15 protein-coding genes are annotated in these 16,586 nt (G+C 72.0%); 7 read left to right on the top strand and 8 right to left on the bottom strand.

Going from position 1 to position 16,586, the window contains the following annotated elements:
- Positions 1-169: 169 nt before the first annotated feature.
- Positions 170-1,072, bottom strand: a complete 903-nt coding sequence (locus ACFYW9_RS07205; protein ID WP_389145875.1) for a LysR family transcriptional regulator — start codon at positions 1,070-1,072, stop codon at positions 170-172.
- A 75-nt stretch (positions 1,073-1,147) separates the two neighbouring features.
- On the opposite strand from ACFYW9_RS07205, the gene ACFYW9_RS07200 reads away from it, so the two are divergent.
- Positions 1,148-2,083, top strand: coding sequence for a DMT family transporter (locus ACFYW9_RS07200; protein WP_389145872.1), 936 nt, complete (start codon positions 1,148-1,150; stop codon positions 2,081-2,083).
- Positions 2,084-2,146: 63 nt separating this feature from the next.
- Here the strand turns inward: ACFYW9_RS07200 and ACFYW9_RS07195 are convergent, their stop codons facing one another.
- Positions 2,147-3,478 carry an aminotransferase class I/II-fold pyridoxal phosphate-dependent enzyme gene (locus ACFYW9_RS07195; RefSeq protein ID WP_389145869.1) on the bottom strand — a complete coding sequence of 444 codons (1,332 nt, stop codon included), beginning with the start codon at positions 3,476-3,478 and terminating at the stop codon, positions 2,147-2,149.
- A 35-nt stretch (positions 3,479-3,513) separates the two neighbouring features.
- Between ACFYW9_RS07195 and ACFYW9_RS07190 the strand changes: the two genes are divergently transcribed.
- Complete coding sequence (locus ACFYW9_RS07190; RefSeq protein ID WP_389145866.1) at positions 3,514-4,206, top strand: pyridoxamine 5'-phosphate oxidase family protein; 693 nt, start codon at positions 3,514-3,516, stop codon at positions 4,204-4,206.
- Positions 4,207-4,347: 141 nt separating this feature from the next.
- On the opposite strand, the gene ACFYW9_RS07185 is transcribed toward ACFYW9_RS07190, so the two are convergent.
- The 3 genes from ACFYW9_RS07185 to ACFYW9_RS07175 all read right to left on the bottom strand — a co-directional run bounded on the left by ACFYW9_RS07185 (position 4,348) and on the right by ACFYW9_RS07175 (position 7,468).
- Positions 4,348-5,346: a DMT family transporter gene (locus ACFYW9_RS07185; RefSeq protein WP_389145863.1), complete on the bottom strand. Its 999-nt coding sequence runs from the start codon at positions 5,344-5,346 to the stop codon at positions 4,348-4,350.
- A gap of 201 nt (positions 5,347-5,547) precedes the next feature.
- Positions 5,548-6,558, bottom strand: a complete 1,011-nt coding sequence (locus ACFYW9_RS07180; protein WP_389145860.1) for a DMT family transporter — start codon at positions 6,556-6,558, stop codon at positions 5,548-5,550.
- 313 nt (positions 6,559-6,871) lie between these two features.
- On the bottom strand, positions 6,872-7,468 hold the full coding sequence (locus tag ACFYW9_RS07175; protein WP_389145857.1) for a Clp protease N-terminal domain-containing protein: 597 nt from the start codon (positions 7,466-7,468) through the stop codon (positions 6,872-6,874).
- 321 nt (positions 7,469-7,789) lie between these two features.
- Here ACFYW9_RS07175 and ACFYW9_RS07170 point away from each other — a divergent pair, with 321 nt between their 5' ends.
- Positions 7,790-8,218, top strand: a complete 429-nt coding sequence (locus ACFYW9_RS07170) for an SRPBCC family protein (RefSeq protein ID WP_389145854.1) — start codon at positions 7,790-7,792, stop codon at positions 8,216-8,218.
- A 108-nt stretch (positions 8,219-8,326) separates the two neighbouring features.
- Here the strand turns inward: ACFYW9_RS07170 and ACFYW9_RS07165 are convergent, their stop codons facing one another.
- A complete protein-coding gene (locus ACFYW9_RS07165) occupies positions 8,327-8,980 on the bottom strand; it encodes a PadR family transcriptional regulator (protein ID WP_389145851.1) in 654 nt (217 codons plus the stop codon).
- A 237-nt stretch (positions 8,981-9,217) separates the two neighbouring features.
- Between ACFYW9_RS07165 and ACFYW9_RS07160 the strand changes: the two genes are divergently transcribed.
- A complete protein-coding gene (locus tag ACFYW9_RS07160; RefSeq protein ID WP_351866053.1) occupies positions 9,218-10,027 on the top strand; it encodes a PhzF family phenazine biosynthesis protein in 810 nt (269 codons plus the stop codon).
- A 173-nt stretch (positions 10,028-10,200) separates the two neighbouring features.
- On the opposite strand, the gene ACFYW9_RS07155 is transcribed toward ACFYW9_RS07160, so the two are convergent.
- The gene (locus ACFYW9_RS07155; RefSeq protein WP_326789033.1) at positions 10,201-11,001 is read right to left on the bottom strand and encodes a type II CAAX endopeptidase family protein; all 801 of its coding nucleotides are present in this window, start codon (positions 10,999-11,001) and stop codon (positions 10,201-10,203) included.
- Positions 11,002-11,184: 183 nt separating this feature from the next.
- Between ACFYW9_RS07155 and ACFYW9_RS07150 the strand changes: the two genes are divergently transcribed.
- A complete protein-coding gene (locus ACFYW9_RS07150; RefSeq protein ID WP_389145847.1) occupies positions 11,185-12,954 on the top strand; it encodes a substrate-binding domain-containing protein in 1,770 nt (589 codons plus the stop codon).
- A 316-nt stretch (positions 12,955-13,270) separates the two neighbouring features.
- On the opposite strand, the gene ACFYW9_RS07145 is transcribed toward ACFYW9_RS07150, so the two are convergent.
- Positions 13,271-14,788, bottom strand: a complete 1,518-nt coding sequence (locus tag ACFYW9_RS07145; protein WP_389145844.1) for a glutamate--cysteine ligase — start codon at positions 14,786-14,788, stop codon at positions 13,271-13,273.
- A 539-nt stretch (positions 14,789-15,327) separates the two neighbouring features.
- Between ACFYW9_RS07145 and ACFYW9_RS07140 the strand changes: the two genes are divergently transcribed.
- Together ACFYW9_RS07140 and ACFYW9_RS07135 are read left to right on the top strand one after the other, a co-directional pair.
- The gene (locus ACFYW9_RS07140) at positions 15,328-15,912 is read left to right on the top strand and encodes a hypothetical protein (RefSeq protein ID WP_351866061.1); all 585 of its coding nucleotides are present in this window, start codon (positions 15,328-15,330) and stop codon (positions 15,910-15,912) included.
- A 415-nt stretch (positions 15,913-16,327) separates the two neighbouring features.
- Positions 16,328-16,534 (top strand): DUF5999 family protein, encoded by a 207-nt coding sequence (locus ACFYW9_RS07135; protein ID WP_326789029.1) that lies wholly within the window; start codon positions 16,328-16,330, stop codon positions 16,532-16,534.
- Positions 16,535-16,586 lie beyond the last annotated feature (52 nt).

Here is a 16,586-nt window from a genome sequence, read left to right as displayed (position 1 = left end):
ACCGGCCGCCGACGCGGCCGGGACCGCCTCCCCCGATGCGGTCAGGGCCGAACACCCCACCCACACCGCGGGGCCGAACAGCCCCGCCCGCGCGGCCGGAGCCGGACAGCCCCCACAGCCCCCACAGCCCCCACAGCCGCAACCGGAGCCGAACCGCTTTCGCCTCCCGCTACTCGACGGCCGCTCCGGCCCTGCGCAAGGCGTCCACCGCCGCCCTGATCGAGGGCCGGCGGTCGGCGTCGGCCCGCCACACGACGTAGACATGGCGGCGCACACGCTGCCGGACCGGCACCGTGACGACCCCCTCGGGCATCGGACGGCGCCCGAGGAGCGGAGCCACGCACACGCCCAGCCCCGCGGCGACGAGTCCGAGCTGGGTGTGCGTCTCCCCGGCGCGGTGCCCGATGCGCGGCTCGACGCCCTGGGAGCGCAGCGTGAACATCAGCCATTCGTGGCAGAACTCGCCCTCCGCCCAGGTGATCCACTCGTCGTCGGCGAAGTCCCCGAGGTCCACCTCGTCGCGGCCGGCGAGCCGATGGCCGGCCGGCATCGCCACATCGGCGGGGTCGTCGAGGAGCGACGCCTTCACCAGTCCGTCGGGCAGGGGCATCGGCTTGTTGTACCAGTCGAGCACGACCGCGAGGTCCAGGTCCCCGCGCACCACTCCCGCGACCCCGGCCTCCGGCTCCAGCTCGCTGGAGCGCACCCGCAGCGCCGGGTGCTCGGCACGCAGTTCCGCGAGCGCCGCCGGGAACAGTCCCCGCGCCGCGGTCGGGAACGCGGACAGTCTCAGCTCGCCGGCCACCTGACCGCGCTGTGCCTCCAGGTCGGACTGCGCGAGCTCGACCTGGGACAGGATGCGGGCCGCGTGCTCGGCGAGGAGCCGCCCGGCGTCGGTCAGGCGCACTCCCCGGCCGTTCTTGGCGAGCAGTTGCTGTCCCACCTCGCGCTCCAGCTTCGACATCTGCTGGGAGACGGCGGAGGTGGTCACGTGCAGCCCCTCGGCCGCGCCGCTCACCGAGCCGTGCCGGGCGAGGGCGTCGAGGGTGCGCAGTCGCTCCAGATTCAACATGTAAGCAATGCTACGAGATATCGCTTGAGCATTCTCGCTTGTGCTACGAGATTGTTCTGCCTCATTCTTGACCGCATGAGCACCGTCGCCTCCCCCCGCCCCGTCACGCCGAACGGCGTCGCACCCCGCCGCCGCACCGCCCTCGACTGGCGGATCCGCTTCGGCGTCCTGTCGCTGATCTGGGGCTTCAGCTTCCTGCTCATCAAGGTCGGCACCGACGGGTACGCGCCGTTCCAGGTCACCCTGGGCCGGCTGCTGTTCGGGAGCGTGGTGCTCGTGGCGGCGATGACGGTGAAGCGGGAGCGGCTGCCGCGCGGGGCGCGGACATGGGGGCACCTCGCGGTCGCGGCCCTCCTGCTGAACGCGCTGCCGTTCTCCCTCTTCGCCTACTCCGAGCTGACGATCCCGTCCACGCTCGCGGGGATCTGCAACGCGACGTCGCCGCTGTGGGGCATGGCCCTGTCCCTGGTCGCCCTCTCCGAGGACCGGCCGACCCGGCGCAGAGTGGCCGGTCTCGGCATCGGCTTCCTCGGCGTCCTGACGGTCCTCGGTGTCTGGCAGGGCTTCCACGGCCTGGACGCCACGGGCACGGCGATGGCCCTGCTGGCGTCGCTGAGCTATCCCGTCGGCTGGATATACGTCCGCCGGACCCTCGCGGGCACCGGCCACTCGCACCTGTCGATGACCGGCGCCCAGCTGCTCCTGGCCACCGCCCAACTGGCTTTCGTCACCCCGCTGTTCACCACGTTCCCCAGCCAGGTCGCATGGGTGCCGCTGCTCGCGATCGCGGCCCTGGGCGCGCTCGGCACCGGCCTGGCCATGCTCCTCCAGTACGGCATCGTCGCCGAGGTCGGCCCGACGACGGCCCAGATGGTCACGTACTTCATCCCGGTCATCGCCACCGCGGCCGGTGTCGCGATCCTCGGCGAGTCCCTGGCCTGGTCGACGCCGGTCGGCGCGGTGATCGTCCTCGCGGGCGCGTTCCTCACCCAGGCGAAGCCGCGCCGGTGACACCCGCCGCTCGCCCGGAGCCGCGGCTCGGCGACCCGAGCGGCACAGCTCGGACGTGACGGCTCAGACGTAGCGGCGCGCGGGGGCCGGTCCCACGGCGGACGCGACGGCGTCCGCGAGCGGCCCGGCGTCCTCGGGCCGAAGCGTCGAGACGGTGATCCGGACACCGGGCGGCGAACCCATCCTGAAACGGGCGCCGGGCGCGACCGCCCAGCCGCGCTGCAACAGCCGGGAGACGGCCCCGGTCTCGTCCGGGACGGCGATCCAGACGTTCATCCCGCTGCGTCCACGTGCCTCGACACCGCGTTCCCGCAGGGCGTCGATCAGCATGTCGCGACGGGCTCCGTACTCCGCCGCCACCGCCGGCACGTCGAGCGCGCCGGAGGTCCACAGGTGGACCACGGCCTTCTGGAGCAGGCGGCTCACCCAGCCGGGGCCGACCCGCTGCCGCCCGTGCACACGGTCGACGGTGACGGGGTCTCCGGTGAGCACGGCGAGCCGCAGATCGGGCCCGTACGCCTTGGCGACGGAACGCACGAAGGCCCAGCTCCGCGTGACTCCCGCCAGGGGATGCAGGGGCAGGTCGACGATCTGATGGCCGTGGTCGTCCTCGACGAGCAGGGTCCGCGGGTACTCGCGGAGCACGGAGCGCAGGTCACGCGCGCGCTCGGCGGTGACCGCGGCGCCGGTGGGATTCTGCGCCCGGTCGGTGACGATCAGGGCCCGCGCCCCGGCCGCCAGCGCCCGCCGTACGTCGGCGGGAAGCGGGCCGTCGTCGTCGACCCCGACCCCGGCCGTACGCAGCCCGAGCGCCGGAAGCAGGTCGAACAGGCTGCCCCAGCCCGGGTCCTCGACGGCCACGGTGTCGCCGGGCCTGAGGTGGGCCATCAGGACACGCTCGATCGCGTCGAGCGATCCGGAGGTGACGACGACGGGCCCCTCGGGCACTCCGTCCGCGGCGAGCCCGGCGCGGGCGAGGCGTTCCAGCTCCGGCTCGACGGCGTCCTGCCCGTACTGCACGGGATGCCGGTCCGACTCCGCGGCCGCAGCCGCGAAGGCCTCGGAGAGCGTCGGCAGCAGGGCCGGATCGGGATTGCCCTCGCCCAGGTCCCGCACCCCCTCGGGCACCTCGACACGCAGGTGTTCCCGCCCCGTGGTGGCCGGCTTCGGGCGCACCCGGCTGCCCCGACGCCCGGCGGTCTCGATGACCCCGCGCTCGCGCAGCGTGCGGTAGGCCGCCGCGACCGTGTTCGGGTTGACCCCGAGTTCCTCGGCCAGCTCGCGCATGGGCGGCAGGAGTTGGCCGGGCTCCAGCTCCCCCGCACCGACCGCCCGCTCGACGTCGGCGGCAATCTCGGCTGCGCGACGCCCTTCGATCCGATACTCTCCTAGCACAAAAGAGATTATGCACTAGTGCAATGGAGTTGGCAATGTCGGAGACGAGCACCCAGCAGCCGAGGACGGCGGCGTCCGCCGCCTACACCCCGACCGACCGCACTGTCCCCACCCGTTCCAAGGAACGCGCCGCGTACGACCGGGAGCTGGTGCACTCGATACTCGACGAGGGCTACATCTGCCATCTCGGATTCGTCCGCGACGGCGCGCCCGTCGTCCTGCCCACGCTGTACGCGCGGGTCGGCGAGCGGCTCTACGTGCACGGATCCACGGGTTCGCGCCCCCTGCGCATGACGGGCGGGACCGATCCCGGGCTGGCCGTCTGCCTCACCGTGAGCCATGTCGACGGACTGGTGCTGGCCCGCTCGGCCTTCCACCACTCGATCAACTACCGCTCCGTGGTCGTGCACGGCGTCGCCCACCAGGTGACGGACCCCGAGGAGAAGCGCCTGGCGCTGGACGCGCTGGTCGACCACGCCGTCCCCGGCCGCTCGGCCGACTCCCGTCCCGCCAACGCCAAGGAACTCGCCGCCACGGCCGTGATCAGCCTGGATCTCGACGAGGTCTCCGCCAAGCTGCGCACCGGCGGCCCGAGCGACGACCCCGAGGATCTCTCCCTCCCCCACTGGACCGGCGTGGTCCCGTTGACCAAGGGCCACGGCGTCCCGGTCCCGGCGGACACCCTGGCACCGGGCATCGGACTGCCCGACTACCTGAAGACCCTGTAGGCCCGGGGCCGGTCACGACACCTGTCCCGAACGACCAGGCCCCGGCCCGACGTGCGCCGGGGCCGGCACCGGCTCTCACCGGAACCGGTGCCGGTCCCCGGCCGCCCGAGCTCGGCCGTCTCACGCCGGGCGCCCTGGGGGTCACACGAGAAGCGCCTCCTCGGGCGCGGCGAGCCGTTCCGCCCCCGCGGCACGCGCCTCCGCCACCGCGAGTCCGGCGACCGAGCCGAGCATCAGCAGGGTGCCGACGAGTGTCGCCGGGGTGAGCCGCTCGCCGAGCAGCCCGACGGCGAGCACGGCCGCGCAGACCGGCTCCAGGAGCATGATCACGGACACGGCGGCGGAGCGGACGACGGCTGCGCCGGCGAAGAAGAGCGCGTAGGCCAGCGCGGTGGGGACGGCGGCGATGTAGGCCAACAGCACCAGCAGCCGGACCGGCTGGACGGCGTGCGGGAACAGCCCTTCGGCGAGCCCGAGCGGCAGCAGGCACACGGTGGTGACGGCGAACGCCCACACCGTCGTGCTCGACCCGTCGACGCGGCCGTCACGTCCCCACCACCGGGTGAGCAGCGTCATCGCGGAGTATCCGGCCGCGGAGAGCACCGCGAGCAGGACACCCCAGGGGCGCACGGTGGCGTCCCCGCCGCCCAGGACCAGCACACCGAGTCCGGTCAGGGCCCCCGCGACGGCGGCACTCCCGCCCCGGCCGAGCCGCTCCCCCATGGTCAGCCGGGCGCCGAGCGCGATGAGGACGGGCCCCGCGCCCAGGGTGACCACGGTCGCCACCGCCAGGCCCGTCGCCTCGACCGCGGCGAAGTAGGCGGTCTGGAAGAGGGCCAGCCCGAGGCCGGTCAGACCGATACGCAGCGCCTTGGGGCCGAGGAGTTCCCGCCCGGCGGGACGGGCCCCGCGCTGCCCGGGGAGACGGCGCGGGCGAAGGCCCGGGCCACGGCGCAGGCGCCCGGCGAGCAGCAGGGCGAGTCCGCCCGCGCAGCGCCAGAAGGAGAGGGCGACCGGCCCCATGTCACTGGCCCGGTAGACCAGTGAAGCGGCGGCGCCCGCGGTGCCCCAGGCGGCACCGGCGACGATCAGATAGAGCAGGCCTCGCCCGACGGGCAGGCCGACAGCGGTGTTCGACACGTGTTCTCTCCGCAGTTCCGCAGAAGTTCGGGAAGGGACCGCGTCGCAGCCCGTGCCACGGGGGCAGGGGTCTGCGGAAGGTCCTCGGACTTCTTCTGCGGGCAGCGCCGTTCCGCCCGGCACGGGGCCGGACGTGTTCCGGTACGCCCGCCTCAGGCGGCCGGAGGCGGAAGAACGAGCGTCGCAGGCATGATCAGCACTTTAGACGGCCGTTCCGTTGGCCGACAACTCTCGTCCGGTCTCGCTCGTCCCCCGCGCGACCGGCTCCTGCGAGGGTTTCGCCGGGGCCGAGGACTGCGCGATGAACGCGCCGAGCAGGACCACCGCTCCGCCGGCGATCTGGGGAGCCGAGAGGCGTTCACCCAGCAGCACCCACGCCAGGACCGTGGCGATCACCGCTTCGAGACACGCCACCACGCCCGCGACCTGCGGGGAGAGCCTGCGCACGGAGAGGACACCGGTGACGTAGGCGACGACGGTGGCGACGAGGACGATCCAGCCGAGGAGCAGCGGGGCGGGCACGGACGTCCCGTCCATGTCCGCGCTGCCCCCGAGGACGGACCACCGCATGGTCCAGGGGCGCGCGACCGCGGTCAGCACGAGGGTGCCGACGAGGAGCCCGTACGCGATCACGCCCAGCGGGTCGGGTGCCTCGTCGCCCGCGTCGCTGCCCTGGTCGGACAGGACGAAGTAGCCGACCTGGCAGCAGGCGGCGCCCAGCGCGAGCAGCAGTCCGAGGGCGTCGAAGCCGAGCCCCGACCACACCTCCACCACGCAGGCGAGTCCGCCGGCCGCGAGGACGACTCCGAGAGCCGCGGCACGTGTGACGGGCCGGCGCTGCACGAAGCGCACCCAGCCGAGGACCAGCGCGGGGGCGAGGTACTCCACGAGGAGGGCGACGCCCACCGGGACACGGGATATCGCGGCGAAATAGCAGGCCTGGACACCGGCCACGCCGAGGAGTCCGAACCCGGCGAGCAGCGCGGGGCGTCGCTTGACCAGCGCCCGGTGCCGCACGGCGAGCGGCAGCATGACGAGGGCGGCACCGGCGACCCTCAGCCACACCACGTGGAGCGGGTCGAGACCTGCCTCGATCAGCGGCTTGGCCGCGACACCCGATCCGCCGAAAGCGACCGCCGACACGAGCGCCAGGCTCAGGCCGACGCCTCTTCCGTGGTTGCCCTGACTGCCCTGAGACGTATGCACCGGCACATGATGACAGGCGACGACATGACCGTCACCCCCGAAGACACCTGTCTCAGCGGCTGGACCCCGGAACGGACCCACGACGACCGCCGCGGGCCCACCCGGTCAGACTTCGCGTCCAGGTTCCGGGCGTCCGGACATCCGGGTTGCGCGCGTCCCGGTCACGGGCGTCCGGACCCTCGCGCACCCGCGCCACCCCACCCACTCCAGCAGGCCCACTCCGACAGGCCCGCTCCGGCGAGCTCACCCCGGCAACCCCACCCGAGAGACCGGCTCTTACAGGCCATGCTCCGAAAGGCCGTCGAGTTCCGGACGCGCGTCAGCCGACGCCTTCCCGGCCGACGCGCTCCTCGTGCCCGCTCTCGACGTGCTCCCCACGTCCGCTCTCGACGCGGTCCTCGTGTCCGCTCTCGACGCGTTCCGGCAGTCGCGGGACATCGACACCGGCCCGTCCGAGAACCTCGACGGCCCGCGACCGGGGATCGGCGACGAGCGCCGCGAGCAGATCGAGACCGCGGGCCCGCTCGTCACCCCGCAGCACTGCACGCCCGTACGCCTCCCCCATGGCATCGGCCGCCACCGGGGACCAGTTGTTGCCTCCGGCCGCCACCGGTCCGGCGCCCGAGTTCTCGACGGCGTTCTGCCAGCGGAGTCCGTATCCGATGCTGCGCTGCACGAGGTAGCCGAGCAGCCGGGCGAGCTGCGGCCCGCCCTCGAAGACGGCGCGTACATCGGGGTCGCATTCCAGCAGGGAGTGCAGCAGATGAGCCGTGTCGATCTGCCGGTCCCCGTCGCGCAGCGCTCTCCTGCGCGCGCCGGAGACCACCGGGGCCAGCTCTGCGCCGAGTCCGGCCTCGATGCCGACATGCTTCGGTCCGCTCGCGGTGGCGGACTGCTGGGGAATACGGGGCGGCACAGGCTCCACCCCATCAGTCGCGCCGCGTCACGTCATCCGCGGCGGGCAGCATCTTCGGGTCCGACACAGGGTGGGCATCCCTGTGCGGATCCTCCTCCTTGCGGATGACTTCGCGCCGATTTTCCCCCAGGGAGCGCGCGCCGCCTTGCCCCACACTTTCCCGGCCGGCACTCCCCGCTCCCAGCCCCGGTGCGGGGCACGCATCGGCCCTCTCCACATTTTCTGACGGTCCATCAGTATTGAATGTTCCAGGGCCTGGAGCTACGTTCCGCGGCACCGTAGCTGCGCCGGGCGCAGCGCCCGACACGAAGGGGTGGTCGCATGGCCGAAGTCAGCGCGGAAGCACGGATCGAGGCGCCCGCCGAGAAGATCTGGTCCCAGCTCACCGACTGGTCCGCCTACGGCGAGTGGAACGCGACGCACACCGGTTTTCCCCAGGGCGGCCCGGAAAAGCTCGAGGTGGGCGGCACCTTCGCGGAGAACATGAAGCTCATGGGCTTCCCGGCCGAGGTCACCTGGACCATCGAGGAACTGGAGCCCGGCCGCACCCTGGCCATCCGCGGCAAGGGCCCGATGTCGGTGAACGTCACCACCCGCTACACGCTCACCCCCGACGGCGACGCCACCTCGGTGCGCATCGACGGGGAGTTCACGGGTGCGGCCGTCTCGTTGATGGCCGGCAAGCTCAAGGACTCGGCGACGGCCGCCCTCGACGAGTCGCTGCGCAAGCTGGCCGGGCTGGTGGCCTGAGTCTCGCGCGTCCGCGCGACGTCCGAAGCGGCGCCCGGCGCTCCGTAGACCGACAGGCGCCCCGCGGAAACACTTCCACGGGGCGCCGGCAGGTACCACAACACGCCGTCAGTCCTCGTCGGCGAGGATCAGGTACAGCTTCTTGCGGGCTTCGTTGATGACCGCCAGCGCCTTGTCGCGCTGGCCCTTGCTGCCGGTCTTCCAGACCTGGCCGAAGGCCTCCATGAGACCGAAACCGGCCTGCCGGATCTCGTGCAGCGTCTCCCAGTCGACCCCGCGCCCGGCCTCTTCCCACGGCGCGTCGGGACCCTCGTCGGCCGCGCTGCGGCCCGACTTGGTGAGCGAGAACAGCTTCTTGCCACCCTCGGCCTCGCTGGTGATCAGGCCCTCGTCCTCCAGCAGCTGAAGGGTCGGGTACACCGAACCCGGGCTGGGCTTCCACGCCCCGCCGCTGCGCTCGGCGATCTCCTGGATCATCTCGTAACCGTGCATGGACCGGTCCTTGAGCAGCGCGAGGATCGACGCGCGTACGTCGCCGCGCCGCGCCCTGCCCCGCGGTCCGCCCCGGCCGCCGCGCCCGCCCCAGGGGCCCGGTCCGAAACCGGGTCCGCCGAAGCCGGGGCCACCGGGACCACCCGGTCCGAAGGGCCCGAAGGCCCCCCGCAGCCCTTCGAAGCCGCCCCGACCCCGATGGCCGGGTCCGCCGTGGTGCCCATGTCCGTGTCCGTGCTCGTATCCGAAGTCTTCTCCACGGGAACGCATCGCAATCACTCCATTCCATCGTTGATCGGTCGCGATGCGTCAACGATATATCGGTACCGTTCGCATGACAACCCCCTTCCGTGCGTTCTCGGCCCCGAGCGGCTCGCGGCGTTCTGGTCCGAGTTGCCCGGGACGACGGGGGTCCGGTGATGGCGGACCCTGACCGCGCACGGCAAAGGGCCAGATCCCCCGGATTGGCCTTGGCCCGTGGCCCGCGGGCGCCGCTAGCTTCGGAGCATGCGGATTCGTATCGTCGACGCCTTCACCGACCGCCCCTTCGCCGGCAACCCGGCAGGGGTCCTCCTCCTCGACTCCTTCCCCGACGATTCCTGGCTCCAGAGCGTGGCCACGGAGGTCAACCACGCGGAGACGGCGTTCGCCCACCGCCTGCCGGAGGGCGGCGAGGCCGACTGGGCGCTGCGCTGGTTCACCCCCGCCACCGAGGTCGCCCTGTGCGGACACGCGACCCTCGCGGCAGCACACGTCCTCACCACCACCGGCGCCCACCACGGCCCGGTGCGCTTCGCCACGCGCAGCGGTGTCCTCATCGCCACCCCGGAGACCGACGGCTCGATCACCCTCGACTTTCCGACCGCGCCCCTCACCCCGGTCGAGACCCCCGACGGTGTCGCCGGGGCGCTCGGTGCCGAGCCGCTCCGCACCCTCGACACCGGCCCGAACACCGGTGACCTGCTGGTCGAGGTCGCCGACGAGAAGACGGTCCGCGCCCTCGCCCCGGACCACAGGGCTCTCGCCCGCTACTCCGAGCGCGGCATCATCGCGACCGCCCGCGCCGAAGACCCGTCACGCGGCTACGACTTCGTCTCCCGCTGCTTCTTCCCGAACGTCGGCATCGACGAGGACCCGGTCACCGGCAGCGCCCACACGGCCCTGGCCCCGTTCTGGTCGGATCGCCTCGGCCGCCCCGCCCTCACCGGCCTGCAGGCCTCCCCCCGCTCCGGCCTGGTCCGCACCGAAGTGCGCGGCGACCGCACGCTGCTCTCGGGCCACGCGGTCACGGTCATCGAGGGCGACCTGCTCGTCTAGCGGGCCCGCGGGATCCGGCACGACGACCCCCGGGACCCGTACGCCAGGCCCCGCACGAGGGCACGACGGCACACGAGAAGGGGCGTACGAGACGGTCGTACGCCCCTTCCGGAACCGGATCCGCCGCACCCCTTCGGGAACCGGCTCCACCGCTCATTCCTCGCGAGCGCGGCTCAAGCCGTCGGGAGCCATCCGACCTTCCCCGCGAGCAGCGCGTACCCGACGAAGGCACCGATGTCGAGCAGCGAGTGCGCGACCACGAGCGGTCCGACCCGGCCCCAACGCCGGTACAGATACACGAAGACCACACCCATCACCATGTTGCCGACGAACCCGCCGATGCCCTGGTAGAGGTGGTACGAGCCGCGCAGCACCGCACTCGCCATCAGCGCCGTCCCCGGTGTCCAGCCCAACTGCCCGAGCCGGCGCAGCAGATACCCGACGACGATGACCTCCTCCAGCACGGCGTTCTGCACGGCCGACAGGATCAGCACGGGGAACTTCCACCACACGTCCGGCAACGCCTCGGGCACCACCGTGAGGTTGGCGCCGAACGCGCGCGCCGCCAGATAGAAGGCGATTCCCGAACTGCCGATCACCGCCGCGACCATGGCGCCGCGTCCGAGGTCCGGCCAGGGGCGCGTACGGTCGAAGCCGATCACGCGCATGCCCTGTCCCTCGCGCAGCAGCAGGTGCGCGACGAGCGCGACCGGCACCAGGGCGGACGCGATACCGAAGAGCTGCCAGGCCAGGTCGAGCCAGGGCCGGCCCGGCGCCGCCGAGGCGTTGAGGGTGGCCGCCTGGTCCTTGAGACCTCCGGGTTTCGTGACCGATCCGACAAAACTGATCAGCGCGGACACTCCGCTCGCGCCGAGCGACAGCGCCAGGACGAGCAGCGTCTCGTCCCGGAGAATCCGTCGGGTCAGCCTCTCCCCCGGAAAAGAATCGGCCACCGATCCCGCCTCCACCTGCACTCCCGCCTCCAGTTGGGTATTCCCACCGCATCCCCGTCCTCGCCCCGCTAGGGTCTCGAAAGAAGTTACGAAGATCGTGCGCGACAGGCCGTCGGGGGCGGGCACCGTACGGGGCGTACATCCCCCTCCGCCTGTTCTGCGGCTGTCTCACGGCTCAGGCTCGTCTGGGAGGACCTCACCGTCATGGGACGTCACAGCTTGCCCGACGCTCGACGGGCGGGCTCCGCCGACCCCCGGATCCGCGCACGCCGTCGCAATACGGCCCTCGCGACGGCACTCGTCCTCACCGTCGTCGGAGGCACGGCCGCCGCGGTCCGCGGGAGCCTGTTCTCCTTCGGAGGCTCCTGCGAGGACGATGTCGTGCACATCGAGGTGGCCGCCTCGCCGGACATCGCGCCCGCGCTACGGGCCGTCGCGAGGGACGCGCGCGAGAAGAACGTCACCTCGGACGGCCGCTGTCTCGACGTCGGCGTGACGGCGCGCGAGTCGTACGAGGTCGCCGCCTCGCTCGGGGCGGGCAGGAAGTCCGACGTGCAGGTGTGGGTGCCGGACTCCGACGCGTGGGTGGAGCGGGTCGCCGACACCGGCTCCGCCACGCAGGTCACCAGCCTGGGCAACGTCGCGTCCTCACCCATCGGCGTCGCTGTCGTCCCGTCGGCCGCCAAGAGGCTGGGCTGGCCCGCGAAGACGTACACCTGGACCGAGCTGGCCGGGGGGACGACGCGGGCCGAGAAGCTCGAACTGGGCGCGGTCGATCCCGCCCGCAGCTCGACGGGACTGCTCGCGCTGGCCAGGATCAGCGCGGCCACCTCCGACGTCAAGGACGGTGACGTCCGGGCGGCCGCCATGGCCAAGGCGCTCTCGCGGCACACGTCCGACAGCGACACCGAACTCCTCGGCACTCTGGCGCGCGACGGCTCGGCCACCGGGGGAGACAGCGCCGGCCGCAATCAGGCGCTGATCCTCTCCGAGCAGGCGGCGTTCGCGCACAACAGCGCGCCGGACGGCGGCCAGGACCTCGACCTCTTCTACCCCGAGGACGGCTCGCCGCTGCTCGACTACCCGTACACGCTGGTCGACGAGCCGCGGCTGAGCACCGACGAGGGCCGTGCGGCCCTGCGGTTCATGACCCTGCTCGGAGAGGCGGCACCCCGGCAGTTCCTGCGGGTGTTCGGGTTCCGCACGGACGCGGAGAGCCCGTCGGCCACACTCGTCGCCGAGGCCGGCGGAAGGTCCCCGCAGCCGTACACGCGGATCCTGGCCGACTCCGCGTCGAAAGGCGCGGTCCAGGAGGCCCTCGGCATGTGGACGATCACGGTGGAGAGCGCCCGGATCACCACGGTCGTCGACGCCTCCTCCTCCATGGGCGTCACGCTGCCGGGCGACGGCCGGTCCCGTATGGACGTCACGAAGGAGTCCCTGCTCCAGGCCCTCGCCACCTTCAACGCCGAGGACGAGATCGGGCTGTGGAAGTTCTCCACGAAGCTCGACGGCGACAAGGACTACCGCGTGCTGGTGCCGACCGGGCGGCTCGGGGACGGCAAGAAGAAGGGCGGCCAGCGCGCGAGGCTGACCGCCGCCTTCAAGTCCCTGAAGCCGGTCCCGCACGGAGAGACCGGTCTGTACGACACCACGCTCGCCGCGTACAAGGAGGCGGTCGCCTCCTACGCGAAGGGCCGGTTCAACGCGCTGGTCGTCCTCACGGACGGGGTCAACCGGGACCCCGGCAGCATCTCCCGGTCCGAGCTCGTCTCCGAGCTCCAGAAGCTGGCCGACCCGGAGCACCCGGTGCCGCTGATCGCCATCGCGGTGGGCCCCGACAGCGACCGGCGGGAGGTCGACCAGATCGCCAGGGCGACCGGCGGCTCCGGCCAGCGGGTCAACGAGCCCTCACAGATCCACGCGGCGATGCTCAAGGCGATCACAGCCGCCGGCGCGGGCAACCCCGGCTGACCACGCCCGCACGTGCCACCCGGGCTGCCACACCCAGGCGCACAACCCCGGCTGCCACACCCACGCGGGCGACCCGAACCGACCACGACCACGCGTACAACCCGGGCTGACCACACCCACGTGGGCGCCCCGGACCGACCACGACCGCCTGGACACGCGAGCCACGCGAGCCACGCGAACGCCATCACCAGCCACGACCGCCCGCCCCCGCGGGCCCGCTGTCCCGCCTCCCCGCCGGACCGTCGTAAAGGCGCCTCGACGACACACCCCGAGGCCGGATGCCCGGCGCGGCCGAGCGCACCCGCACCGCCGCGCGTCACCCCAGCGGAACCGGCTCCGGCAGTCCCACCGGCCAGGTGTGCACGGGCTCCCCGAGATGCATCAGCTCGCCGTAGCGCCGCGTCGTCGCGGCCAGCGCGGCCTCGCGGCCGAGCCCCTTCTCCAGCGCCCGGTGGAAGGTGGCCGCCTGCCAGGTCGCGCCGTTGACGCGCAGTCTGCACCGGTCCTCGATCACGCCCAGATAGAAGTCCCGGTCGGCGGGCTCGACACCCCAGGCGTCCAGGCCGGCGGCGGCCAGCGGCAGCAGTTCGTCGCGCACCAGGCTCACGGCGTCCACCTGCGTGGTCCCGCCGTAACGGCCACGCCGCGGCCACTCCAGGCGCGCGTCGATGCCGTGCCGGCAGGCCGCGTCGAAGTTGGCGGCGGCCGCCTCGAAGGACAGCCGGGTCCACACCGGACGCTGCTCCTCGGCGAGCGCGCGGACCAGACCGTAGTAGAAGGCCGCGTTGGCGAGGACGTCGGTGACGGTCGGCCCCGCGGGCAGCACCCGGTTCTCGACGCGCAGATGCGGGACGCCGTCGGCGATGCCGTACACGGGCCGGTTCCAGCGGTACACCGTGCCGTTGTGCAGCACCAGTTCGGCGAGCCTGGGCACGCCCCCGGCGTCGAGGACACCGAGCGGGTCCTCCTCGTCGCAGATGGGCAGCAGCGGCGGGAAGAACCGCAGGTTCTCCTCGAAGAGCTCGTACGCCGAGGTCACCCACCGTTCGCCGAACCAGGTGCGCGGCCGGACTCCCTGTGCCTGGAGCTCCGGCGGCCGGGTGTCGGTGGACTGCTGGAAGAGCGGGGGCCTCGACTCCCGCCACAGCTCACGCCCGAACAGGAAGGGCGAGTTGGCGCCGACCGCGACCTGTGGGGCCGCGACCGCCTGCGCCGCGTTCCACACGTCCGCGAACCGGCCCGGTGTGACCTGGAGGTGCAACTGCACGGAGGTGCAGGCGGCTTCGGGGGCGATGGACGCCGACCGGCAGACCAGACGCTCCACACCGTCGATGTCGAGTTCGAAATCCTCTCCGCGCGCGGCCACGATCTGATCGTTGAGCAGCGTGTAGCGGTCGACGTCCGACAGGTTGGAGGACACCAGATCGTCCTGGCCGAGCGTCGGCAGAATACCGATCATGACGATTCCGGCGTCGACCTCACTGGCTTTCCGGTGGGCGTAGGCGAGCGAGGTGCGGATCTCCTCGGCGAGCCGGTCGAATACCCGGCCGCCCAATCGGTGTGGGGCTATGTTGACTTCCAGGTTGAACATGGCGAGTTCTGTCTGGAAGTCGCGGCTCGCAATCCTTTCGAGTACTTGCCCGTTCATCATTCTGGGCATGCCGTCGGGGCCCGCGAGATTCAATTCGATCTCCAGGCCCATCAGGTTCTTCGGGCGGTCGAACCGCTTCTCCTCCAGCAGTCGCTCCAGCCCCGCCAGACACTGCCGGAGCTTGTCGCGGTGGCGCTGCCGATCGGACAGGCCGAACGTCCCTGCCACGACCTTCTCCCCCATCGAAGTGTCCCTCCTCGGATGGGCAGGCCGACGTTCCGGCCCTGGCGTCCCGGGTCACGGGGGATGATGCCCAGGCAACACGATCCATAACGTCCCGCGCGCGCTCTTCGGCCGCTAGTCTGGACATCGGCCCCGGGCACATTCACGAGGCATGGAGCATTCAGCAAGTTTGCCGTCCGGAACGATCTCGTGAAAAACGCCGACGAGAATCGGCCGACCGCTCGGGCGAAGTATTCCGAGGTCACCGCGATTCGATCGCGCAGAACCGGGATGAATCCCGCATTTCGCCGACCGGATATCGACTTGTTCTTCGAATTCGGGGCGACTAGACGAAACACCGCCTGAACACGCGTCGTATAAACTCCGCTACCGAGGCAGAGAGTTGGCGCTCGCGGTCCTAGGTCCTGTCGTCACGGTGACGGCGGCAGGCGACACCCTGTCGGCAGATCCAGACCCCTCGCCCTCTGACCCGAGAGCTGACAGCGCCGTCCGCCCCCGCCCTCGCGCCACTGTGCCTGTCGAATGAGAGGCGACCCACCATGCCGCTGCACGTACCCCCGGCTCCCGCGCCCGCCCTGCGCACCGTACTCACGGCACTCGGTTCCCCCACCGCTGTCCGCGAAGCCCGTACCCCGTCCCTGCGCCTGGCACAGGGACCTGTCACCCCCGAACTCCCGCTGCCCGTCCACGTCCTGGATCGCATCACTCCCGCGGGCGCCTCCGCCACCCGGCTCGCCGGGTGGCGTTTCCTGATCCGCTCCGGCGATCGCGCGGTGGCCGCCGCCGACACCATGCTGACCCCGGACGGCTGGGCCTTCTCGCGCTTCTTCGAGGGCCCTTACGTCACCGCCACCGAGCTCGCCCTGCGGCAGGCCGAGACCATGCAACAGCCCTACCAAGCACGCTTGTTGTCCGTGCCGGAGCTGTACATGCTGACGCTCTGGCTGCACGGCGACTGCGCCGCGGACGGCGCCACCGGCCATCCGGCCGCCACCGACCTCCTGGTCCCGCTCGCACCCGCCCCGCCCGGCATCGCCGCGCACCGGCCGTACCTCGTCACCGAGCTGCTGCCGGTCCTCACCCACCGGGTCACCCCGGCACCGCTCCTCAGCTCGCCGGCCTGAGTCTCCGACTCGCCGGTCCGAGTCTCCGCCCTTCGCGTCCGTGCCCCGCAGCCATGCCCACACGGGTAAACCTGCCGCGGGGCACGGCGCTGTCACGAACCCCGAGAGCGGCCCGCTCGTTAGGGCCTAAGACCGCTCGTACGAGGGGAAACGCGCCGAGCACCCAACTGGACTAGCCCGATCCGGCCCCCTCGAACCACCCGAAAGGACGGCGCAGTCGGGGTGAACCCTCCCCACGGGGGATGCGTCATCAACCTGTGAGAAGCGGTGCTCTCAAATCCCTGCGGATCGGCGCCCGTGGGGCAACACTGGGTTCCAGACCACTCATCAACGGGGGGCGGCAATGAGTACCTCGAGCCGCAAGACAGACACCACAGCCATCACTCACATCTCGACCCAGCGAAAGATCCCATCCATGTGCCAGCACCAGCCACTGTGTCCCTCAGCCGAATCAGCCGACCGGGAGTCCGCCCGCCTCGTGGCGCATCACCCGGAGCAGGGATGGAGCCTGCTGTGCAACGGCGTTCTGCTCTTCGAGGACACCGGTGAGCTCCTGCCGGACGGCCAGATCATCGCCCCGCACCGCCCGCTGGGCGGCGCGCCGGTGATGACGGCCGCCTGAGCCAGCACGACCCCGGGCGGCCGCGTCAGGCCGCCCAGACACACAAGGGGCC

It is taken from the genome of Streptomyces sp. NPDC002698 (assembly GCF_042888945.1).
Taxonomy (GTDB): Bacteria; Actinomycetota; Actinomycetes; order Streptomycetales; family Streptomycetaceae; genus Streptomyces.
Note: the sequence above shows the minus strand (reverse complement) of the source record. Positions and strands in the feature narration are given on the sequence as shown.